Annotated in this window: 22 protein-coding genes and 3 pseudogenes; 11 read left to right on the plus strand and 14 right to left on the minus strand. The window is 58.8% G+C overall.

Translation table 11 applies throughout. From position 1 onward, the window contains the following. Window positions 1-2 precede the first annotated feature (2 nt). Window positions 3-782: a 7-carboxy-7-deazaguanine synthase QueE gene (locus P0R32_RS17325; protein WP_276239660.1), complete on the minus strand. Its 780-nt coding sequence runs from the start codon at window positions 780-782 to the stop codon at window positions 3-5. Then, window positions 782-1234 (minus strand): 6-pyruvoyl trahydropterin synthase family protein, encoded by a 453-nt coding sequence (locus P0R32_RS17330; RefSeq protein WP_276239661.1) that lies wholly within the window; start codon window positions 1232-1234, stop codon window positions 782-784. The genes P0R32_RS17325 and P0R32_RS17330 overlap by 1 nt, the downstream gene beginning before the upstream one ends. A gap of 119 nt (window positions 1235-1353) precedes the next feature. On the opposite strand from P0R32_RS17330, the gene P0R32_RS17335 reads away from it, so the two are divergent. Both P0R32_RS17335 and P0R32_RS17340 read left to right on the plus strand, forming a co-directional pair. After that, window positions 1354-1575, plus strand: coding sequence for a hypothetical protein (locus tag P0R32_RS17335; protein ID WP_276239662.1), 222 nt, complete (start codon window positions 1354-1356; stop codon window positions 1573-1575). A gap of 213 nt (window positions 1576-1788) precedes the next feature. Further along, window positions 1789-4695, plus strand: coding sequence for a queuine tRNA-ribosyltransferase tRNA-guanine transglycosylase (locus tag P0R32_RS17340; protein ID WP_276239663.1), 2907 nt, complete (start codon window positions 1789-1791; stop codon window positions 4693-4695). A gap of 55 nt (window positions 4696-4750) precedes the next feature. Here the strand turns inward: P0R32_RS17340 and P0R32_RS17345 are convergent, their stop codons facing one another. Further along, the gene (locus P0R32_RS17345) at window positions 4751-5677 is read right to left on the minus strand and encodes a Cdc6/Cdc18 family protein (protein WP_276239664.1); all 927 of its coding nucleotides are present in this window, start codon (window positions 5675-5677) and stop codon (window positions 4751-4753) included. Window positions 5678-6546: 869 nt separating this feature from the next. On the opposite strand from P0R32_RS17345, the gene P0R32_RS17350 reads away from it, so the two are divergent. From P0R32_RS17350 to P0R32_RS17360, 3 genes are all read left to right on the plus strand, one after another. Continuing rightward, the gene (locus P0R32_RS17350) at window positions 6547-6693 is read left to right on the plus strand and encodes a hypothetical protein (protein ID WP_276239665.1); all 147 of its coding nucleotides are present in this window, start codon (window positions 6547-6549) and stop codon (window positions 6691-6693) included. Between the two features lie 368 nt (window positions 6694-7061). Beyond that, window positions 7062-7325, plus strand: coding sequence for a DUF7386 family protein (locus P0R32_RS17355; RefSeq protein ID WP_276239666.1), 264 nt, complete (start codon window positions 7062-7064; stop codon window positions 7323-7325). Between the two features lie 55 nt (window positions 7326-7380). After that, a complete protein-coding gene (locus P0R32_RS17360) occupies window positions 7381-8157 on the plus strand; it encodes a hypothetical protein (protein ID WP_276239667.1) in 777 nt (258 codons plus the stop codon). A gap of 6 nt (window positions 8158-8163) precedes the next feature. On the opposite strand, the gene P0R32_RS17365 is transcribed toward P0R32_RS17360, so the two are convergent. Beyond that, window positions 8164-8445, minus strand: coding sequence for a DUF8053 family protein (locus P0R32_RS17365; protein ID WP_276239668.1), 282 nt, complete (start codon window positions 8443-8445; stop codon window positions 8164-8166). Window positions 8446-8693: 248 nt separating this feature from the next. On the opposite strand from P0R32_RS17365, the gene P0R32_RS17370 reads away from it, so the two are divergent. Together P0R32_RS17370 and P0R32_RS17375 are read left to right on the plus strand one after the other, a co-directional pair. Further along, window positions 8694-9011, plus strand: a complete 318-nt coding sequence (locus P0R32_RS17370; RefSeq protein WP_465260687.1) for a DUF8023 family protein — start codon at window positions 8694-8696, stop codon at window positions 9009-9011. A gap of 94 nt (window positions 9012-9105) precedes the next feature. Further along, on the plus strand, window positions 9106-9243 hold the full coding sequence (locus P0R32_RS17375; protein ID WP_276239670.1) for a hypothetical protein: 138 nt from the start codon (window positions 9106-9108) through the stop codon (window positions 9241-9243). 203 nt (window positions 9244-9446) lie between these two features. Here P0R32_RS17375 and P0R32_RS17990 read toward each other — a convergent pair. Further along, window positions 9447-9548 (minus strand): annotated as a pseudogene (locus tag P0R32_RS17990) (hypothetical protein); the annotation flags it as partial. Window positions 9549-9829: 281 nt separating this feature from the next. On the opposite strand from P0R32_RS17990, the gene P0R32_RS17385 reads away from it, so the two are divergent. From P0R32_RS17385 to P0R32_RS17395, 3 genes are read left to right on the plus strand one after another with little or no spacing between them, the layout of a single operon-like run. Then, on the plus strand, window positions 9830-10864 hold the full coding sequence (locus P0R32_RS17385) for a tRNA-guanine transglycosylase (RefSeq protein ID WP_276239672.1): 1035 nt from the start codon (window positions 9830-9832) through the stop codon (window positions 10862-10864). Further along, entirely contained in the window at window positions 10861-11760 is a 900-nt protein-coding gene (locus P0R32_RS17390) for a hypothetical protein (RefSeq protein WP_276239673.1), read from the plus strand. The genes P0R32_RS17385 and P0R32_RS17390 overlap by 4 nt, the downstream gene beginning before the upstream one ends. Continuing rightward, complete coding sequence (locus tag P0R32_RS17395; RefSeq protein ID WP_276239674.1) at window positions 11757-12914, plus strand: BREX system ATP-binding domain-containing protein; 1158 nt, start codon at window positions 11757-11759, stop codon at window positions 12912-12914. The genes P0R32_RS17390 and P0R32_RS17395 overlap by 4 nt, the downstream gene beginning before the upstream one ends. Window positions 12915-12970: 56 nt before the next feature. Here P0R32_RS17395 and P0R32_RS17400 read toward each other — a convergent pair whose 3' ends face one another. The 3 genes from P0R32_RS17400 to P0R32_RS17410 form a co-directional block, all read right to left on the minus strand. Next, a complete protein-coding gene (locus tag P0R32_RS17400) occupies window positions 12971-13906 on the minus strand; it encodes an LAGLIDADG family homing endonuclease (RefSeq protein ID WP_276239675.1) in 936 nt (311 codons plus the stop codon). A gap of 188 nt (window positions 13907-14094) precedes the next feature. After that, complete coding sequence (locus P0R32_RS17405; RefSeq protein WP_276239676.1) at window positions 14095-14346, minus strand: hypothetical protein; 252 nt, start codon at window positions 14344-14346, stop codon at window positions 14095-14097. Window positions 14347-14878: 532 nt separating this feature from the next. Beyond that, window positions 14879-15292: a MarR family winged helix-turn-helix transcriptional regulator gene (locus P0R32_RS17410; RefSeq protein ID WP_276239677.1), complete on the minus strand. Its 414-nt coding sequence runs from the start codon at window positions 15290-15292 to the stop codon at window positions 14879-14881. Window positions 15293-15383: 91 nt separating this feature from the next. Between P0R32_RS17410 and P0R32_RS17995 the strand changes: the two are divergent. Next, a pseudogene (locus P0R32_RS17995) lies at window positions 15384-15530 on the plus strand (DUF8170 family protein); the annotation flags it as partial. Window positions 15531-15554: 24 nt separating this feature from the next. On the opposite strand, the pseudogene P0R32_RS17415 reads toward P0R32_RS17995, so the two are convergent. The 6 genes and pseudogenes from P0R32_RS17415 to P0R32_RS17440 form a co-directional block, all read right to left on the minus strand. Then, window positions 15555-15731: pseudogene (locus P0R32_RS17415) on the minus strand (DUF955 domain-containing protein); the annotation flags it as partial. Window positions 15732-16221: 490 nt separating this feature from the next. Then, on the minus strand, window positions 16222-18177 hold the full coding sequence (locus tag P0R32_RS17420) for a hypothetical protein (RefSeq protein ID WP_276239678.1): 1956 nt from the start codon (window positions 18175-18177) through the stop codon (window positions 16222-16224). A 506-nt stretch (window positions 18178-18683) separates the two neighbouring features. After that, the gene (locus tag P0R32_RS17425; protein WP_276239679.1) at window positions 18684-18935 is read right to left on the minus strand and encodes a hypothetical protein; all 252 of its coding nucleotides are present in this window, start codon (window positions 18933-18935) and stop codon (window positions 18684-18686) included. Between the two features lie 228 nt (window positions 18936-19163). Continuing rightward, window positions 19164-19616 carry a hypothetical protein gene (locus tag P0R32_RS17430; RefSeq protein ID WP_276239680.1) on the minus strand — a complete coding sequence of 151 codons (453 nt, stop codon included), beginning with the start codon at window positions 19614-19616 and terminating at the stop codon, window positions 19164-19166. Between the two features lie 223 nt (window positions 19617-19839). Then, the gene (locus P0R32_RS17435) at window positions 19840-20085 is read right to left on the minus strand and encodes a hypothetical protein (protein ID WP_276239681.1); all 246 of its coding nucleotides are present in this window, start codon (window positions 20083-20085) and stop codon (window positions 19840-19842) included. Next, entirely contained in the window at window positions 20082-20591 is a 510-nt protein-coding gene (locus tag P0R32_RS17440) for a hypothetical protein (RefSeq protein ID WP_276239682.1), read from the minus strand. Before P0R32_RS17440 ends, P0R32_RS17435 begins: the two co-directional genes overlap by 4 nt. Between the last annotated feature and the right edge of the window lie 1831 nt (window positions 20592-22422).

The raw sequence follows: 22422 nt of genomic DNA on the forward strand, positions 1-22422 counted from the left end.
TATTAGGTGGCGGGGGCGTCGTTCCAGAGATCGACGTGAAGTCGGGGTGTGTAACGGTAGCCGTACTCCATTGCGAGGTCTGCGACTATGTTTCGCGAGTCATCGAGTTGCTCGCGTGTTGTTCCTTCAGGCATCAGGAGGATGTCTGAATCAGGGATCGTAGTCGCAGTGGCGTCTCGAATACGTGCGAGCAGATCTTCGATCTCAGGCAGGTCGTCTTCGCCGGTTACAACGAATTTCAACTGCGAGTCGTAACTCTCGACGAGTCTGGCAAGGGCGTCGATGTCGATGCGGCGTTCTTCGTGGCGGTCAGACCACTCTCGATCACCTTTAGGATCTTTCTCAGGGGTGGGAGTACTGGAAGCGAGTTTCGGACTGATTCTGGCGAGGTCGATGGGGGCATCGCGATAGATGGTGCCGTTCGTCTCGACGGTCGTGTGATAACCCAACTCGTTGAGGCGTTCGAGGAGTTCTACCGAGTGGTCGTGGATGAGCGGTTCACCACCAGTGAGGACGACGTGCTCAGCCATCTCGTGAGACTTGACCTCCGCAACGATATCTTCGAGGCTCAACTGACCGTGCGTCGGTTCCCACGACGTATGGTATGAGTCGCAGAACCAGCAGCGCAGGTTGCATCCAGAGGTGCGGATGAACACGCTGGGGATGCCCGCAAGTGTTCCCTCTCCCTGGAGCGAGTAGAAACACTCGTTGATAGGAAGCATCGCGGCGTCAGAAGTCTCTGCGATCGGCGATTCGGGATCTAGGGTCGAGTTGACAGGCATCAGTAACTCCCTGCACAGAGTTCCGAAGTTTCGCGAACGGAGACTGCCACATCAGAGACGCGATCTGGGAAGACTTGGGAGAGTTTTTCTTCGAGAATAACACCCATCACTTCAGCTGTCGGCGGGTGTTCGAGGATGATGAGTCCATCAGAATCGCCACTAGACTCAAACGCCTCGACAAGTGGGTCACCAGCCTCAACGAGGAACCGATGGTCCCACTCGTCGATGACGTCTGTGACGTCTCCTTTATCGACGACCCACCCCTCCTCGGAGAGTGTACCGGTCACTTCCACGGTAATCTCGTAGTTATGGCCGTGGGGCCGATTGCATTTCCCGTCGTGGTGGAGAAGCCGATGCCCGGCGCTGATGCGTATCGGCTGGTCGCGGCCGATTTGGAGTGTTCGTTCTCCGGCGTCGACAAGTGGTGACGCGCGCTGTTGTTCGGAAGGCACGGACGCGGATTCTTCGAGTATTTACTAAGTAATATCGGTGGAGCCCCCTACGATTATCCAAGTACGCCTAAGTCGTTTTGTGCGCACATTATTGACTGACTCCGAGGTACGATCGGTGTATGCCCGCAAGCAAAACTGACCTGATAGACTACTATCCCTCTGGATGGCCTGAGGAGATTCACGAGAGAGTTTATGTAGAATGGTACTACGAAGATAACCCGAGCATAATCGTTCGGCTTGATGGGACCATGGGTGACACTCAGTACACCGTCACCCCAATTACTGGTATCAACAATAGCGGGGAGGAGTTCGTCACTCGCCCCATCTCTAATCTCACGTGAGAGGACGCGTTTCAAATAGCTCATGTATTAATATATGCGATTAACGGGGCAGTCGGCCGCACCCGTGGTGATGACGAGTTTAGTGGAGATGAAAACCACTAATGGATCGGTGACACCTGACGCGACTCCTAACCCAAGATTAGAACCAGCCGACCGTCCAAAGAGACATTCATATAAATGTGTGCTGTAACCGTGAAATGGTGAATCGAATCTGTGCGATTCTATGTTCCTGAGTGGGACGATGCAGTCGACGCTCACTACGACTTCGAACACGACGAACTCTCTACGCTCGACCGCCAGGAGCGTGATCTAAACTATATCTGGGATATCTTCGAACCAGAGACGACACCGATTGACGGTGTGCTTATCTCTCGCGAACAGGTCGAGGAAACTGATCGAAAGGCCGACCGACTTGCCAAGTACGGCGTCTACGATGATCCAGTACTCTCTGTGCCAAACTGGCTCCCGACAATCAGCGACTGTGGCGCCTGGGGGTACAAATCCTTGCCTTTCCCTCCCTACGGGAACGAAGAGATGCTATCTTTCTATAAGACACTCAAAGTCACTGTCGGGGTCACAATCGACCATCTCGTTCTCGGGTCCGGGAAAGAAGAGGGCCGCCTCTACCTCAATGAACGGGCGTTCGATGGCGACATGACGAAGGACGACATTCCGGACGCGGTAACGGAAGTTGTCGACGTGATGACAGACGAGTGGCCGGAGGAGTGGCCTGCGTACGTTGATGAGTACGAACCTACGATTCGAACGGATGCAAACAGTGAGATCGAACCGTTCACCGCGGCAGACTTTCAAGGGGAGATTGAGAGCGTACTCGAACGTCTCTCACAGGATCCGCGCGCCGTCTACCGGGAAGACGATGCAGAGTTTCGATACGAGCTGACGCTGCGGAACGCCCAAGAGATGTATGCCCTCTATCAGCGGCGTGACTATCCGTTCCGCTTGATGGTCGCGGTTCAGGGGTGGGATTCCGACTCCTACGCGAGGGCTGCAGAGGAAGTCCTCGATATCGGCTATGACTATCTTGGGATCGGCGGCGTCGCAGGAAGCCCGATTCACGATGTTCGAGAGATCGTGAAGGCCGTCGGGAAGACGGTGAAAGCGTTTGAACGTGATCATAACACACGTGTGGATTCTCACGTCTTCGGTTTCGCAAAGACCGAAGGTTTCGAGACAATCGGACGGTCGGGAATGTCGAGTTTCGATAGTGCGAGTATGCTTCGGTCGGCGTGGACCGGAGGAGGGAACTACCGACTTGATCACGACGAACGCTATGACGCCATTCGTGTCCGCTATCCGTCGAGCAGTGCTAATATTGCGGAGTCTGTCGAGGCATCACTTCGTAGCCGCGAGGTGCTTGTTGCCCTACGGGCGTACGACGCAGGTGGCTCGATTCGTGATGCCCTCAACGACTGGCATTCATCCTCAGTAGATATTCTCCCGGCGGTCGAACACTATCTCCGTGAACACCGTCACGATAACCAGTTTGATGAGCGTCTCTTAGAGGTCGTCGAGGCGGCATTCCGAGAGGACTTCGAATATGGGCGTGAACTACAGGCGAGTTTCGGCGGCGACCTCCGCCGGAAGCTCGCTAAGCTCCTTCGTGAAGACGGCCCAGAGGATCCGGTTCCGTTCTCTCAATACAGTGATCTACTGAAGACAGCTGATGAGATATTCGATCAATTCCCACATGCGCCAGTTCTCCTCAACGACTCAGACATAGTGACTGACTACGATCGCGTTTGGGCGATCGTCAGAGAGTACGCGACATGGGTCGGGGACGACGACCTCTTAGAAGAGTATCAAGAGACACTCCGTGAGCGCCCTTGGGATCGCTGTGACTGTCCACTCTGTCGTGAGGAAAGTATTGACATCTGTATCTTCCGTGGAAACGATCGAAACCGACGTCGGGGGTTCCACAACACGCGGAGGTTCTACGATGAGTTTGAGGAGGACCTACCGAAGATTCTCGTTGCGACGAAGGGTACAGCTAAACTTAGCGGCTTTGAAACTGTCGAAAACTATCTCCGCGATGAGCATCCTGAATTCTGGGAGCAGACACACGACCTCCCTATTGCTGAACTTGGTATGTTGGATGCAAGTGGTGTGAACGAGTGGTGGGATGACACTCCTTCCATGGCGTCGTTTGACCCCGATCGAATGGCCGCAAATATTGGTGAACAGGCCGCACGCTACCAGTATCTTTTCTTACAGGATGATGACGGGTCGATCGACGATGCGGTTATTGAAGCAGCACGTGAGAAAGAATGTGCTGTAGAGACATACAGTGATCCAGCCGATCTTCGTGAGCAGGTGTTGGAGACTTGTGGCGAAAACTATGTTGCTGGCGAGGATTTCCTCCCACATCCACCAGAACTTGATGTGGACAACCTCGACATTTTGGTCATTGACCAGTGCTCTGGATCGAAGGATGTCCCTGATAATGCGCCAGTCTTTGACGCCGACGAGACGCTTCAATTTTCCCGAGAAGATCTCCTCGCTCGTGATAACGTCCCTGGGATCGCCGCACGCGACCTATACACTGGTCGCCAGCAAGCCAATGTCAGAGATGCCGTTCGCCGACTCCGATCGAACGGCCATGATGTTGATCGGTACTTCATCAGCGCCGGATTTGGCTTAGTCGGCGAGAACGACTACCTCCCCCCGTACGAAGTGACGTTCAGTTCGATGAACGTGAGCGAGATCCGTGACCGGTCCGGGAAACTCTATATTCAAGAGGATCTACAGAAGGTTCTCGACGAGAGTGACTACGACGTTGTCTTCTTTACACTCAGCAAAGACTACTACACCAGTATTGACGTTGACAAAATGGTTCAACGAGTCAAAGCGGATCGAATTGGCGTCGTGTTCAATCGTGAACTAGTCGAAGACCAGTTTGACAATATCGAGTCCATCCCCGCACGAACTGAGGATGCGAAGCGACACGGTACGATTGTCATCGGTCTCAAAGGTCTGTATATGAAGAACTTCGCCAAACAGGTTGATAATCTTGAGACGATTCGCCCGGAGACTATCGAGGAACTCTGCCGATATGTCGATGATGGACCAAACCAGACCACACTACCTCAAGAAAAGTCTTAGAACTGGAACAAACGCGGGAACGCGCTCTCGTGGAATCGTTGCAAGGGTATACGAGTCAATCCGTGTTCCGTGGGAGTTCATAGCTGAGCAGGGATGAAATCGCGCCGTCGGCGCATCCCCTGGCGCTTCGATGCTTGGTCGTAGTGCGCTCCCAGAATCTTCTTGCAGACGTCGCCGCGGTCGCTGACGACCTAGCGCAGGTCCCCGCGTCGCGGTGGGTCGTGATCAACCCCGCGCGGAGCTGGTGCGGCGAGTACTCCACCCCGAACAGGTCCACCAGCTCCTCTGCCCAAATTTCGCCCGGGTAGTCGATCATGTGCTTCAACAGTCGATGCGGCGTGTCCTGACACTCCATATTGTAGCGCCGGATCGACTCCATCGCTAGTTCGCGGACGTCCGCAATCAGCTCCAGCGTCCCGTCCGTAATCCCCGAGAGGTCGCCCGCGTCGACGCGCGACTGGAGGATGTCGACGAGTTCTGACTGACTGTAGCGCTTGAGTTCGATGTGCAGGCCGGTCCGGAAGCGCGACGACGTCTCGGCGTCGAGGCGCGTCACGAACCGCTCGTGCTCGTGGACGACGAACACGGGCGCCACGCCGTTCGCCTCGAAGAGGACGTGTGGGAGGTGTTCGTCCTCGATGTGTTCCGCCTCGTCGAGCGTGAGGACGATGGGCGAGTCGGCGTCCTCCAACTGCGCGAGGTACGACGACGCGGCGTCGGCCTTCGGCGATGAACGCGTCTTGAGGCCGGCGTCGACCAGCGCCTCTTCCAGGATCGCAGCATGCGAGCGCGTCCGGAGGCAGTCGACGTGCGCGGTCTTCACCACCGTCTCCCGGCGGAGTTCGTGGACCGCGAACCGCGAGACAACCGTATCGCCCGCGCCAGTCGGCCTCGAGATACAGATCGGGTACGCCGGACGGTCCGAGCGGAGCGGGTCGAGGGCGTTCGCGAACTGCCCGAGCGCGGCGTCGCGGTGGGGCATCCGCTCGGGTGACGCGGTCGAGTTCCAGAACCCGCGGGACTGTGGCGCTCACTCCGTCTGCCATTGGTGTCGGGGGTCGATCCAGTCCCAGTCATCGAGGTCGACGTCGGCGAAGTACTCCTCGCGTTCGGTTTACCGGACCTCCTCGGGAACATCGCGAGCGAGATCGTCGACGCCGTCGGCGTCGAACCGCTAGGCGACGGTGTGGTTCAAGAAGTAGTCCCATACAGTGCGACCTCGCACTCATTCACGAGTCCGAGGAGTTCGAAGCGTCTCCCGTCGGCATCGGTCAGGTGGCGAGTCAGCGTGATCGCCTCGCTCGAGGAGCGGTGTTCGGCGATTGTCCACGCGAGTTCTCCCTTCGTGTGGGTGTAGAGGCTGTGTTTCGGGCTCGACTTTGACATCAAGTCGATACCAACCCGGCTCGGTATTAGAAGCGAGCCAGGGGCGGAGTGTAAGTAGAGGTACCCGGATGCGGGCCGACGAGCCGCCGGAAGTGAACCCACTCTCTGAGATGAAGAGCCGATCAGTATACTTTCACGACAATTCGGTCTGGTAACGGCTTGTGCTCGAGAAGGAAGACTCAGCTGTTGGCCTTCGTCCATCGACTCCCCGGGGTTTGGGGGTTACCGACGGTCGATGGAAATCTGGGTGCGAAGTACTGAAGTCCGTTCCCTGAGGCACCGAAATTGGGTATGGTTTCAGACGAACCCTTGTGGGGTTGAAACGACTGCGTCGGAGCGAGGAACTCTTCTACCAACTCGTAGCACTTCTCGAGTTCTCCGTGCTTGTTGTACTCCTCCACCGCCCTTACCGCACGTCGCCTCTCCTCGGACGCTTATACCAATACACCCCAATGGTAAATCGTAATGTCCGAAACAATCGACGTTGACCGTGACGCTGTTGAGACGCTGTACCGCGAAGTTGTCGCCCAGACTGAGAACATCGAGGAGGAGTGGCGTAACCCTGAGGTCGATGCCGCCCTCGACATAATTGGTGAGGCCCTGTACGAGTAAGTTTCAGACGATTCCTTGTGGGGTTGAAGCGGGAAGCGAACCGACTACCGCCAGCAAATCGGGAGCTTCAGACGAACACTTGTAAGACGAAGCATCGGATCGGTCTTCTCCTGCTTCTGTAGCTATGATCTTATTTGACTACCTGGGGTCGCGCGCCAATGTAACGGGGATCCGCGATGTATGCACACCCCCGGCGCGCGGGGGTCCTCGTGCATACATCCGAACGGTCCCTCGCGTTGAGTCCGCAGTTTCGAGTGGCCGCGCGGGTAGGGGTATATAATGCGCGAACCATCCAGTAACTCCAGATCGACGCGATTCGGACTCCGCTCATACATACAGATATATACGGGGGAGGTCAGCCGCCGAACATGGGCACCGGACGAACGACCCTACGCCTCTCGGACGAACGGAAACGACTGCTGGATCAAGCCGCCGGGATCGTCGCGGCTGGCAACGACGATGACCCGCCGCGGTCCGACGTGATCGACGCCGCGCTGATGCACCTCGTCCAGTCGGCGCGGAACGTCGAGGACGCGAGGGAGGACTACGATCCTCGGACGATCCAAGATATCGCGAATACCGACGTTCCCGGCTTTTACTACCGGACAAGTATCGAAAGCCGGTGGAGATAAGCTGTATCCGAAACCCGATAATTATTTACAACACAATTTGACACACAGTTCACAAATGGCGACACTAAATGCATATTCGAATGACCCGGGGTACTATATTAGAGCCTGGACCTCAGATCTCAGGAATTTTAATTACAAAATTCGGTCCGAAGGCTGGGATATCATCGACAGTGATCCAAACCTCACAGATGGCGTTCAGATATCTTGGAAATATATTAACACTTTGAAAGCTCTTGGAGTGGTGTATACGGAAGAGTCTGGAGTGATAAGCCCCGATGACGAGAAGTTCACTCCTGACCCAGACCAAACCTCAGAGTCTCTGAGCAGGGAGGAGGCCATGGAGTTTCTGGATGCAATCCGTTCAACGAGAAATCTTTCCACCCAAGAATTGGAACAGATCTCTTCCGTACTTGGGATTGAGACTCTCGATGACAATCACGAAGAACTTGAATCTAACATATCAAGCCAAATCAAAGAAGAGTTGTCGAACAATAGGAAGTTGAGCGGTGAGGTGTGTGACAGCGTAGTTGCATTCACACCCGAATGGAAGACAGAATCCGACGATCTGTATCACCGTCTGTTCATTATTCTAGTAGTCAAGGATAACTCTGGGTCTGTGGTCACATCCACGACTCACACGGTTAAATTCCATGACGGAACACTTGCTGATTGGTCCGTAATAATCGAGTCTGGATGTTGGAAAGCCAGAGGCGAGGCTTACCAACACGTTGGATCTCTTTTACCAATTGTTGTAAACAACATAGAGGAGCGTTTTCCGACTATGACGGATACTTGGTTAGATCCAGAGATTAACCTCACTGTTGAGGGGTGAAACTCTCTATTCGATACGGGGAGATCTACTCCCTGAATAATCGGCTTCCAGTAGCAATTGCCCGGCAACCCGACGAATAGAACTACACTCGTGCACTTCCGGAACGTGTCCGTCCTCGGGAACGCGCACGAGGTACGTCTGTTCCCCCAGCCGCTCGGTGAACGCCGTGGTGTTCTCGGGAAGTTCCCCCTCGTCGTCGAGGATCCCGTCCCGTTCCAGAAAGTCCGACCGCTCCAGCATGATCCCGACGGAGTCGATCCCGATCTTCCGTAGCTGTCTGTGTGGCATATCTGGCGGCTACCCGCGGGGTGTCATAAAGCCCCGCCCGAGGGGAGGGCACCCCCACGGGGACCCCGCTGTTCAAGTCAGAGTATTAGTGAGGGGGAGGGCTCGGCCACCGGATCGGCCCCGGTTGGCCGAACGAAAAACAACTCTCTCACAATTGCATACCAGGAATTCGACGCGGAGGATATCAGGGCACTCGTGCTCGCGATCTCCACCGCGACAGGAATGGTCGGAATCGCTCAAGTATCGGCATTCGGCGTCTCGATGTCGGACGGTTCACACTCGCCGGCATCGAGACGAACATCGCGTGGCTCCTCACAGTCGGTACGTTCGTCACGGTGGTTGTCACGAACGACAACACGGAACTGCTCTCGACGGACGGGATGGACCGGATGCGCGACGAGATGGACGACGTGTACGCCTTCACCGTCGCGGGCTCGGCGGTACTTCTCGTCGCGTGGGTACTGTTCCCCGGGGTCTCCTCCTCCTTCCAGAGCGAGGACCTGTGGGGTGTGCTCTACATCGCGGGCGTCGCGGCGTCACAGGTCGCGTTGGGGTGGATGTACTGATGATCGACCTCCGCAACCCCTACGACAAGTCAGAGTCGACGCTCGAGGTCAGGTTGTGGTTCGTCGTCGCGCTCGGGCGCTCAATTGGGGACTCATGGCTGCCGTCGACGTGAACCTCGTCACGGGGCTCCTCGGCTCGAGCGCAGACCTGACGTACCTTGCGGTGGGCGCGGCGGGCGGGCTGAACCTCCTCGAACTGTTCGGCATCGACGTGCTCGGAGGTGACGTATGAGGCGCCGGAACGCGACAGCCGTGGTCATGGTCTCGTTCGCGCTCGCCGCGACGCTGGTCGGTGCGGTCGGCGGCGGCGCGGCGGCGGACGTGGAGCTCACAAATGAGACGGTTGGCGTCGACGTCGAGTCCGGTTGCGCTCCCGTTCTGGACTCGGAACGTCGAGTCACACGAAAGGCATCGGTGTGCGACGCCGTCCTCGTCACCGAACACCCGCGCAAACCGGCGTGCCACGTGCCAAGCACAGAATTGGCACTCCCGGTCGACAGCTCCAACTGGGGTGAATTTCCGGTTCACGCCGACCACCTCCGGCTACGCGCGCCGCTGCACGGCGTGGACCTACGTGTGGTGAGCGTATGAGTTGACGCAAACCTACCCCTATCGGCATTAGACTTAGGTGCGTAAATTGGGTTGCTGGGGAGCCATTCGCTCCAATTTCGTCCGGACGGGAACCGTCCAGACGGTGGATGGCCAACTGGTTTACATTCTATATCATTTGTCGTACTTAGTGGCGATATTTTGTTTAATCGTCTATTTCCTATCGAGCTATTAGATAAGTATGAGTACAGCCTAGCCAAGCAGGAGGTATGCTATACAGACGACGAACCCTCGATCTCTCCAGGGGGGCACTAGAGACGCCAGTTCTCTTCCCCGTGAGAAACATCGGGAAACGGTCAAGCGATAACACGCCCGAATACGTCGGTACTATACCCGAATTTTCAGTGGCGATGATCAACACCCGGTCAATTCGGAACCGCGAACCAATGTGGAATCGTCTCACAGATGGAGTTCCTCTCCGGAAGGAGATGGATGTCCCAGAAGACACGATCGTATTCGCGGATAGCGGTGGATTTGATTTTTCCAGCGGAGATGTCGACACCACTCCAGCACAAACCCTCGACACGCAACGGCAACTTGACGCTGACATCTACGGAACCGTGGACCTCCCCCTCTCCAGAGAGAATCGGGACGCAGAGAATGACCGCCGTGTTGAACAGAGCACGAAGTACGCCCTTGAGGCGAGTGATTTACACGATGGAGACAGTCTCCTCATCGCGAGTGTTCACGGGTATGACCCGCAGACAGTTCGAAACAACATCCGCTATCTGGAGAAGAATGGCCACTTCGATGGCTATGCCCTTGGGAGCATGGTCCCGATCCGAACTGACTACAAAAAAGTATCTAAACTGATACTTGCTGCTCGTACGGCGACTGACAAACATCTCCACGTTTATGGCCTTGGTGGTCTTGTCTATCAACCACTTCTTTTGTATCTTGGCGTCGACAGCTTCGACTCCTCTGCATTCATCAGAAGTGCGGGAAATAGGAATTATCTCGTTCCTGGATTTGGTGGAGAAGCGCTTAGGAACGTTGAATCGATGGAATACCTTCCTTGCCCGTGTCCGGTCTGTGGACAGCGGTGTCTAGATGATATTCGCGAGGATCGCACCGCACTCACTCAGCATAATCTTTGGGCCCTCGCAACTGAGCTTCGACGGTTCCGCTATGTCGCTGAGTCTGATCGTGACATCGAAGAATATCTTGATCTACGCTTCCAAGGGAATCCAGTCACACAACGCGCTTACGAGACCGCGAAGCAGCAAGTCCGGAGGCTCTCATGAGCGATGAACGTGCGACCGTCCGCCCTGTCTCACTCAGCCGACTCGTTGAGGTTACACACTCCTGTGGAGATACAGAAAAAACGACAGCGGAGATCGAGGGTGCTTTGGACGTGACCTACCGTCGGGCACGAGAGACAGTCCTCGAGGCTACTCGAATTAATTTGCTCTCTGAGGACGACGCTGACGCCGATTCAACTTATACAGCGACTGATGTCGGTAGCAAATTCTTGAACGCGATCCTCGATGAGAACTGGATTCAAGCGAGTCAGATACTTGAAATGCACAGCCCACACTACGGTTCGTTTATTCAGACCGTTGAGGAGGTTGAGCACGGTGATCTGACCACTGTCCTCGAACATCTTGAGGCGGAGGAGGAGTTCACCCCGTACTCATTCAACCAAACAAGTGTAGAGGTACTTGGCGATTGGGCAGAGCGACTGGGTGCAGTCCAGCGTAACGCATTCACCGGCAGTTACTACCCTGCTGCACAGACGCCGATCCCGGACAATTTCCATTATATTCTTTTAGACATTTATGATGACCTCGAACAGACTGCTGGTGTCGACCTCCGGCAACGCTACCTCTCTATCCCGCGCCTCCGCGAGGCGACATGCGAACGTCTGGGTGCTACACGTGAGGCGTTCAACGAAGCACTCCTAATTCTCTGCCAGCAGAATGTCGGAAAGCTTGAACTTTCCGGTGCTCCAATGGATACCGGAGCGAAGGACGCCACACTTGGCATTAAGCAGATTGAGCTTGCGGGCGACGACAACTTAGTCTCAACATCTCAGTCCAGCCAACAAATTATGAGTGGTGTCGTACAATTCGGAAAACAGTACTACTACCTGGCAGTTCACGACCGCAACATCACATTCACTCAGGAGAACTCCCCATGAACGATACATTCACCATCACCGACGAGCAGCAGGATTACTCACAGTACGACCTCGATGCCAACCCCTTCCCCTACAGCCCCGTACCCGCGGAAGATCCAGAGATCTACTGCGGCCAACCGCATGTGACAGAAAAGATCAGCTCTACTGTTTCATCTGTCCTCTCAACGGGGAAATCAAAACACCTCGTGGTTACTGGAAAATACGGAAACGGAAAGTCTCACACGCTCAAGTACACGCGATCACTGCTACGTGACCGCGACGATGTCGTCGTCGGGTATGTTGCTCAACCCGGTGAAGGATTTCTCGACATCTATCACGAGTTTATCTACGACCTCGGGTTCAGTCGTGTGCAGGAGATCGCCTACGAGTATCTTGCTGCTGTCACCTGTGATATCACCGACGAAAACCCAACCGGAGCAAACGAAATGGAGTCACTCCTCGACGATGGCGAGATCCTTCTCTCGGAAATTGTCCCTGAGACCATCCGTCGATTAAGTGATGTGACCAAGTTCGCAGACTTCGCTCGCGCAATCGTCCATATGGTCTATGAAGATACAAACTTGTACGCGTGGCAGTGGCTTACTGCGGAAGGAATCCGCTACGAACAGCGGAAAGAGATGGAGATACACAGCGCCCTTGACGATGACACCATGGGGGTCCGTGCGTTCACTGCTATGAAGAATATACTCTTGGATCTCAGTTATACAGGTGTGTTTGTCTTCGTCGACGAGTTTGAAAGTATTGCTCGACTCTCCCCGAAGAACGAGCAGGCGACATTGAACAGCATCCGTCACCTGATGGATCAAAACAGCAACGGACTCTGTATGCTATTTGGATGTGCGCCGGAAGTCTGGCAGGACGTCATGAGCGAGTATCATGCCTTCAGCGAGCGTATTGGCCAAGAAGTGGCACTCCGTCCACTTACTACTGAGAATCTTACCGAACTTGTTGAGGACTATCTCAGCCGAGAGCGGACAAGTGCTGTTCCTGATCCTGCCGTTCGGCCGTTCACAGAAAATAGCTTGGAGTTAATCCTACAGCGCTCTCAAGGGAATATCCGCCAAGTTCTCTCTGTCTGTAGCCGTATGCTGGATAATGCAGCAAGCGAGAGTCAAGCGGAGATAACAGCGGATTTCACACAGGAGCATATCTAAAAGTCCAACACGCCTAACAGCATTAATACATAGTCACAATCCCCGCACGCTCGCGCTCACACAGCCTCTACGCACAACCCTTCGAGCACGTACGCATCTCCCCTATCCAGCGAGATGTCGTACGTATCCCTCACAGGCCGTTCTGCCACACCGACCACCTCCGCAGACCCGTTGACCATGATCCCCGCGTACGAGCGGATCTTCCGCGACACAACAGGCCGAATCGCACTCAACACACGGAGCCGACTATTAGCCCCACGAACGCGGACGCCCTTCTGCTCGACCACGTACTCGAACCCAAGGCGACCCAACAGCAACTGCAACGCCTTCCGTTGTTCGGGCTTCGTCTGCGTGAACCGGACAGTGTGGCCGTCGAAGGCGCCGTCAGTGTCGAACATCCCTGCGAGCCACCCCCGACAGTAGTCGAGATCGTCGACCTGCGTCGGATCGATCGGAAGCAGTCCATCGAGAAGATCCACCTCCTTCCAGATCGTCGTCCGGATCTCGTGGAGGCTGTTGAACTCCCGCCCCTTCCGTTGCAGCCCGTACTCGTCGCGGGCGAACGCGTCGACGCGTTCGATGATCTCCTCGTCTTGACAGCGCAAGGTGGCGTTCTTCGTCGTCTTCGTTTTCACGACACTCCCGTCGCCTGCGAACGCGCCGTGGACGTATCCGTCGCGGTACGCAACCGAATCAGGATCCGGCGTCGGCGTGAGGACGGTCTTGACGCGTTGGCCCGACCGAAAGCGACAGGCGTCACGGAAGTCGTGGGTGTACGGCAACACGCGCGCGTCCGCCGCGACCGACACGGTCACCTCGTCGGTCTGGAGTTCGACTGTCGGCCGGCGCACGTGGGCGACGTCGGTCACTTGTGCCGTCTGGAGTCGACGTTGTCTCTGCCCGTTCTCAGCGGTAACGATCGCGAGTGTCGCGAGTTCGTCACCCGCCGAGACGGTGGAGATGGGTACCCACCCGAGGTCTGCAGTGAGCACGCGCTGCGGTGTTGGTGGATCGTGTGATGCAACTGGCGAGAGCGATTGCTGGTGGTGCATGTTGTTGTTGTCGTCGGTGGAGGGCAGGGCAGTCAGTAGTCGATGCGCCGCGTGCGCCTCAGATAGCTGAGAACGCACGCATCAAGGGAGCACAAATGCCAGCGTCCGTTCGGCTGCGGAACTCACGGTCATCCCTCAGCCGTGACTTGTGTCGAGAACTCGTCGAGCTGTTCAGACCCTACTTGGCGCCATATGCAGCCGTTGTACTCGAACTCGTGCAGTGTCCATTTCTCACCGTCAGTCGCCGGCTCAATGGCGAGCTTCCGCGGGAGTCCGGAGTTGGGCTCCAGTTTCAGTTCGTACACAAGCGACTGGTCCGGTGTGTCGAGCAGTTCTTCGATCGGCAGCGGGCGGTCAGGCCCATCCGAGTCGGGGGTCATCTTATGAATCACCGCCAGTAGCGGGGAACACAAATTCGCAGTCGAGAGCCGTGATGTCGGAGATGGAACAGCACTCACGAATTCCAGTGGGGAGCCAGGGTGTCACCCGAGCACACTCGGGTGGTCCGTTGTGGTCATCGGCCATACCCTATGGTCGGAGGATGACCGTATTTAAAGTTCAACGCGGATAGGTGGGATGGCTGTCGCTCAAGAGGAATGAAGGAGCGGCGGGAGCACCCGCCACCATGTGCTTTGACGAGCGCAAGTTGTCTACTGGTCCTATTAAAACGAACGGCCTAGTTCATACGTTGCGTCTCCCAACACCCCACAACCACTGACAAGGGCGCAACGGGTTTGTCCTCAACACCGCGCGTGCACTACGATGCGGCCTCGCTGGATCCTGACGGTCGTCGGGAGTAAGTACACACGAGATCTCCTCGACGGCGAAGGACCATGGTGGGGCCGGCTCAAACAATAGATCGTGGTCTTGGAGGATACATGGGGCCGTCAGCAGAATTTTGTGAGGACGAAGTTATGTGCCATCCGGACGGGGAGCCTTCTGGTACTTGACCATCTTTTCGGGCTTGTCTGAGATGGTGTCGTAGATCTGCTGGAGGGTCTCCTCTGCGGCGAGCAGGTTGTGTTCCTCTAGGAACTCCCGTCCCTCCGCCGTGAGACCGTAGAACTTCCAGGGATAGCCCTGCCGGCGCTGATCGTCATCCAGAGCAACCTCCTTGACGATGCCGGCGTCGATGAGCTTCTGGACGTGCTTGTAGACGGTCGCGTCGCTCACGCTGGGGTTGAGCTCCCCGAGCTCGTACATCGAGGGGAGCTGTTCAGGGTGCTGGAGGATGTTGTTGATCAGCGCGAATCGCGTCTGCTGAGTGACGAAGTGGATGAGTTCACGGGATTCCATCCCGTCGGCAGTCCCCAGGCCAGTGCTCATACGAGACGATAGACGGCCTGGCGGTGAGTAGTTTACCCTTGAGTAAACCACCTTGGAGTAAACTATGACCAGTTGAATAGGTGATTTACTCCACGTTCTCAAGCGGGTGTATGGGGACGAAAAGTATCCCTTCGGCTGGATGCAGGACGGTATCTTCGAGCTGTTTGAACTCGAGGGGCAGCTGTATCGCTGGCAGACTGAGGAGGAACTCGTAGACGTGACAGAAGAACTCCCGTGACGGCGGGTGAGATCGCGACACAGTCTCCCGATCACGCACCTCGACGAGCGGTTGGACGACGACAAGTCTCAGCTGCTCGCAGATGCCCTTCGCCTCGCCGTAAGTACAACCCTTAGGTGGAACGATCCGCACCGTCACGCCGAGTTCATCCACGGCGGCGGTCAGATGTTCGACGAGATCGCCGGCTCGATCGCGAGCCTTCGCGGTGGTCCGGAGTTCGGCTCCAAGTTCATTCGTACACGAGCGACGTATCCATCGTGTTGAGCAGCTCTTCGATCGGCAGGAGATGGGCAGGGCCATCCGAGTCGGGATTCATCTTTGTAATCGCCACCAGTAGCGAGGAACACGTATTCGCTATCAGGAAGCGTGATATCGCAGATGGAGCAGCATTCGCGAATTCCTGTGGGGAGCCAGGGTCCGACCCGAGCGCACTCGAGTGATGCGTTTTGGTCGACCGCCATACCCTACGGTTGGAGAATGACAGTATTCGAAGTTCGACACGAACGGGACACCAAAGCGGTCGCTCAGGAGGTGTGAAGGAGCGGCGGGAGCACCCACCGCCATGTGCATTGACAGCCGTAAACTGGTCCCACTTCATATTAAATCGAACGACCCAGATCAGCCGCTGCTTCTGCCACACCCCTCAGCCATAAACAGGATCCCAGCGGGGGTCGTCCTCAAGAGCGCTCGTCTATGATGGTACAACCTCGCTCGGACTAGAGCCCGTGGATAACTGCAACGACCGCCTAAAGTTCCCTGTTTCCTCCCAGGATCGGGTGTATGTTTCCGGCGTGTCATCCGTGACAGGCAGGGTCACACCGCACCCCCCGACCTGGTGCAGGGCGTCGCGCATGGTCAGGTCGCCACCCGTCCATTCGTTGACGCCGTTGGGCACGGTGTGTCCAACGAGTTCCGAGGGGCGCCGGTAGCGCGTCGTGTTCACCGCCTTCGAGTTCGCACGCGGGTTCGAGCGACCGTACGCGTCCGGGTTGTGCGTCTCCACACCAGCGCCGCCGGTCTCGAACATCGCGTCCCGCCACGACGTTGCGGGCCCGTCGCCCTGCGCGACCACATCGACGTACGTGTCGCTGGTGACCGCGAACGTGAGCTGGTTCCCGAACCCGCCGATGGCCGGGTTCGACAGCCGCACCACGTCGCCCTCGCGGAACATCGTCTCGCACCCACTGCGCTTCCACACGGTGAGCTTCCCGACCGAGCCGCCCAGCGACGTCTGGGTGACGAACGGCGACGCGTCCTCGATGTAGGCCACCTGCTGCTGCGAGGACGGGTCAGCCGGCTCGAAGAGCTCGGTCACACGGACGAGCGCCGAGCAGCCCGACCACCACGGCTCGATGTCCATGAGGGACTGGGTGTCCGAGTGGAAGATGGCCTCCTTCGCGCGGACGAGGCCCGCCAGCGTGTCGTTCGTCCCCGCCAGCGCCGACGCCACGGTCGAGCGAATCGACTCAACATCGACCCCCGGCAGGTCGAACGCCCGGGGGTCCGCCTCCTCGATCTTCTCGACGAGGTTCATCGTCCACTCCTCAACCTCCGCGCCGTAGCCCGCGACGCCCTCCTCGTCGTAGACGATGGGCGACTCGGGGCGCGTGGTCGGCTCGTTGTGCTCGGGGTACACGAGCGCCGGGCCGCCCATCGCGCTCTCGTCGGCCCACTTGTCGGCGACGCGCTCCGTGTAGCCCACGCCGACGTTGTCGGTGTACGCCCCACGCCCGAACGTCTGGTGGGGCAGGCGCGACGGCGCCGCCTCGGGGGCGCTCGTCCACCCGGCGTCGAAGTCCTTCGACTCACGAGCGAGCGTCCGCGACCACTCGTCGTCGTCGCTGTAGAAGTCGAAGGCGATGCTCTTGCGAACCGGGACGAACGCCGCGAGCGACTCACGGCAATCGGTAATGCGGTCGGCGACCCGAGCCTCCACCTCCTCCATCAGCTCGAGCTCCTTCCCAGTCGTGTCTTCACCTTCCGCCGCAATGCGGTCACGCACCGGGCGGGCGACCTCCGAGATCGCCGCGAGCTCCTTCTCGTTGGCGATTGCGCGCTCGAGGCTCTCGATCGTCATGTGGGAGAGTTCGGTCACGTTCCCGATGCCCAGCTCGAGCGCCTCCGCAACGGCCTCGCCGTACGCGCCGAACGACTCGCCCGTCAACAGCCCGCGATCCTCGGCCATCACGGGGGCCGGCGTCCCCTGGTCGTCGGTGCTCTCGAGCGTCTGGGCCACCTGCGTCCCCGGCTCGAACTTCGTGTTCGGGACCGCGCCAGCCGCCGCCTGGCCACCCGACCGCCCCCACTTACCGTGCTCCGCGCCGATGCCGTCGGCGACGTTCCCGTCAACCGCGCGCTTGTTCATCGAGCCAGCCGTGGAGACGATGGGTTGGCCGTCCTGCGTCTCGCCGACGACCTCGCCGACCACACTCGCGCTCTCGCTCTCGCCCTCGCTGTGCTTGAACTCGATAACCGCCCCGTGCGTGTCCTCGACCGCCACGCCGGCCTCGGCGCTCGGCGAGTCGCGGGGGATGTCGTATTCGTGCAGGTCGTCCATCATCCCGCGCTGCTCCCACATCTCGTCCATCTGCGCTTCGATCTGGTCACCGTCGGTGCTAACGTCGTTCTGCGTAGTCTCGTCGTTCATAGTCGGAAGTAGGGCTGCCAGTACAGGGGAAACACAAATTCTCCGCGCACCACCTGTGCCACCGGGTGATGCGATGTGTTTCATGTCGGGCAGAACCGCTTGCATAGCAGAGTGGCAATACCACCGCGCGGAGGCGTTGCTGTGGGTGTGTTCAGTTCTTCCAATCGGATCCCACTCAGACTTCGTGGCCCCTCCGTCCCGATCCCCTCCTATCCACGTCCTCCTTTCCAACCCGCACTAAGGGATCGTTGCGGAGCGGTCAGCGGTGGTGGAAAGCGGTAGCGGAGCGGCAGCGGCGCTGTCGCGGTCGGTAGCGGTTGCGGTTGCTGTCGCGGGGGTGGCGGGGGGGTAGCGGTCGCTGAGCGGAGCAGGGCGGTCAGGGGGTCACGGGGGAAGCCGGCGAGCCGCCCGCCGGTCTCCACGACCCCTCTCCGCCAGGAGATGTCGTGGAGCGGGCGTGGTCGCCGGATATTCCCCCGCGCGGTCTGCACCAGCGTCGACGCAGTCTACTCGAACACGTCGACGATCTCGAGGACGTCGTCGATCGCGACGTACACCTCCCCGTCGTCGGTCACGACCTCGTACACTGGATCATCTTCCTCCCAGCCCTCAGGGGCGACACACTCAGCGTAGTCCATCGCCGCGATCGACTCAGCTGGTGCCACCCCCGAACGCATCCACACATCCGACTGACTCGCGAGACGGAACACGTAGTTCACATTGAGCATCACCCGTCCGAGGACGACAAATGGGGGCATCGGCCACCCGCCGTTGCGGGGCGGCGGCGGTCGCCGCCGACGCCGACGGTCGTGTGGCGACAGCGGCAGTCGCCACCGGCCAGAGGCGAGGCGTGGCTGTCCGTGCAGCGTGCCCGTGGGGAGCCGGCGACTGGCGGAGAGCCGGCGGGCGCGGGCGCGTCGTCGACCGACGGTGCGGAGGCGGAAGCGGAACGGTGCGATCAGGGGTCGGCCCCGCGAGGGGCGAGGTTACAGCCGCTCGTGCGTGAGGACGACGTCCTCGACGTCGATGTCCATCCACGTACCGTCGTTCTCGAGCATCTCGTTGGCCTTGCGGCGTGCGTCGGCGGCGTCGAACCCGAGCACCGACCGGAGGGGCTCGGGGTCGCCCTTCCGAGTGAGATGCACGAGGACGGGCTGACCGGTGAAGACGATCAGGTCCTCGCGGGGGTTCGTCGTCTGGAGGGCACCGAGATTCGCGAACTCGCGGGCACATCGGTACGAGCAGAAGGCGACCTCACCCCAGTCGGCGGCCATGCCCTCCATGTCGCACGAGGTCGTGTAAGAGAGTTCGTGGCGCGTGTCGGCAGGCGATCCGGTGCAGTCGCCGTTGCAGCACGTCTGGGCCTCTTCGAGTGAGGCCGTCAGGTCGAACGTCGTCGAGCCGCCGCGCATCGTCGTCACTTCGGTTGTGGAAGTCATCTCGCTCTTCACGGGGATACAAATTCCCCGGCGGCCGCGGGGCGGGGCTGTGCGGAGCAGCCCGGAAGTCGGGAGTCGACTCGTCGACGAGCGGCTGGAGGGCGTCCGGAGCGGGGCAGTGCTGTCTGGGCGGTTGCGGGGCGGCCGACGTGTTGAGGCCCCGAGGCGGCATTCGGGGCCTCTGCACGTGTAGTAGGATCGCATTAAAAAAAGATGAACCTGCCTACCAGCGGGGTTCGGACAGAACGAAGTCCTTCACGATGAGCCGCAGGGAAGCGGCGGCGAGGCTGACGAGGACCTCGACGTACAGGGCGACCCCCGACCAGTCAGCTGCGACCTTCCACACCGGCGAGAGAGTGAACGCCCACGTGAACGTCGCGATGAGCCAGATGACCGCAGTCACGACGATCAGGCGGACGACGAACGCAACGAGGGGAATGTCCAACAGCGCGCGGACGTCGTCGTTCATGCATCCACCTCCGCGTCGACGGTGTTGAAGGTGCGGTCGTCGACCCACTCGAGGGCGATCGCGTCCTGTTCCAACTGCTCGACGAGAGCGTCCACCCGGTGGGTGTTGTAGTGCGAGAACGACTTCGCGACGTACTCGGTGACGCCCCAGTAGTGCGTGCCCGTCTTCTCACGGTCTGCGAACGAGACTTCGACGAGGTCGACCACAGTGTCGACACGGACGATGGCGTACTCGTGCGAGGGGTACGAGACATCGACTTCGCCATCCACGTGGCGAACCGTCGTCGACGGCAGGTGCTCCAAGGTGGCCTCGTCGCATTCGAGGCCATCGGGGAGCAGGTAGTAGTCGAAGTCCTCCTCGCCGCGACCGAGCTCCTGACGACGCGCCATCTTCTTCTGGTGGGTCCGGCGAGCAGCGTCGGCCAGATCGGCCTGGCGTTCCTCGTGGCGGGCGAGCTTCATGGACATGACGCAGGGGACTTCGTCGGTGGAGTGCTGTTCAGCCATCTTCGTCGACATCGATTTCTCAGACATCTCGCTTGTCTAGCGGGGTATCAATACCGCGCGGTCTCGTTCAAGATCAGGACCAATTCCTACGTCTTCTCCCTAACCGGCACTACGGGATCGTTGCGGAGCGGCGCGGCGCGGATAGAACGGTGGCGGTTGCTGGGGCGGCGCTGTGAGGCTCCAGTCGAAACGCACCCTCGGCGGCAGAGGGTGCGTGAGGCTGGTGCCGTGTTGCCGGTCGCGGGGGCGGTTCGTCGCGGTCGCCGTCGGCTTCGATCGCCTCGACCGACCAACCGACGAGTGCTGACGGACGTGAGCGGGGCGGGTCGACGACGACTGATCTAGTGCGGTCTTCGACGGTCATCCACCCCGACGATATCTCAACACTTGCCACTCACCTAACTGAACAACCGACCTTCTTCGAATCTCCACTACGGCTTTTCGAGGTGGAGCCTGTGAGTGAAACGAACAGGCGGAGCCGACGCGGTTCGGGGCGGTCGCGGAAGCTGTTGCGGAGCGGTCGCGGCGCGGCCGGGGCGGCGGTCGCGGTGAGGGGGTCACGGGGGACGCCGGCGAGCCGCCCGCCTCGGTCGACCCCTCTCGACGCCAGGAGAGATGTCGCCGAGCGGGCGCGGTCGTCGGACAGTCCCCCGGGCGGTCTGCACCAGCGTCGACGCGGTCGCCGAAGCCCCCGATCCGATATGCACTCAATCTGGTAGGTCGGCATCGGCGACGACAACTCGAGTAGTGGCGATGCTGTCGCTCAAGCCAACTTCCCCCCTGGGGAGTAGGCCACCTTTCCCACTGTGGCCGGTGCGGTTCAACCCACCTCTCCCACGGGCTCGTCGGGAAGGATGACCCCCCACCCAGCGGGTGCGGGACACACCGAGAACGAGTGCTCGATCAGAGCCGACGTTCGGCTGCTCGTCGACGTCCAAACTGGCCTGTCGATCGCCGAGTCATTCCCCCCTACTGCGACCCCCACCATCGACCGGCGGCCGGGGCCGCCGCTGCGGCTGCGGTGCGGTCGCGGTGGCCCCCGGCCACCGCCGGGTCGACTCGACGAGTCGGCCCTGCTGGTCGTCGCCACGGTACTGGGAGTATCCCACGATTCCGAATCGTGGGGTACGGTTCGTGATCACCAGAACCTACCAGATCGTCGATATGGGAATTCGGCCCTGTCCGGCAGGACGACCTACTGGGTCGCGGCCAGTTCGACTCGGGTATCCGAGTCCCAATCGACGACGTCGATTCGAGCTGGCCGACGGCCAGGATCTTCCCGAAGTGCTGTCGACGATCTCGACTCGACCCTGGTCGACAACCAGTCCACCCACCCCCCTCGCGAGAGGGGGGACCAACCGACTCGGCGATCGGGGTCGAGCCGAGTCGGTCGCGTTCAACTGACCTCCCAATCTGCCTCGCTCAACCCAAGGGGGAACCACTCGAAGTTCGCCCGGATTTCCTCCCTTTCGATGGGGCCCCACTGGCCCCCTCCTGAGGTGCTGTCAGAGACCCCTGCCCGTTGGCCCTCAGAAACAAGCTGAAATCCCTGCGTAATCCAAAACCCCCCCCTTGATCAATACGATAAGGGGTGCGATTGGCGATTTTCCAAAACCTGAAATAAAGTCGAATGTCTCTCATACCCTTAATCGGCTGTGAAATAGGTGTATCGGGCTGCTATTGTGAGAATTCTAGATTTAATAACATTGGTCTGAATTGGGCCGATTATCCCCCCTGCACACCCCCCTGCACACCCCCCTGCACACCTCCACCGTCAGCCACTATACGTGCGAATTCATTCTATTAATAAAATATTCTCTGAGCCTCGATG

Source organism: Halobaculum marinum (assembly GCF_029338555.1).
GTDB lineage: Archaea > Halobacteriota > Halobacteria > Halobacteriales > Haloferacaceae > Halobaculum > Halobaculum marinum.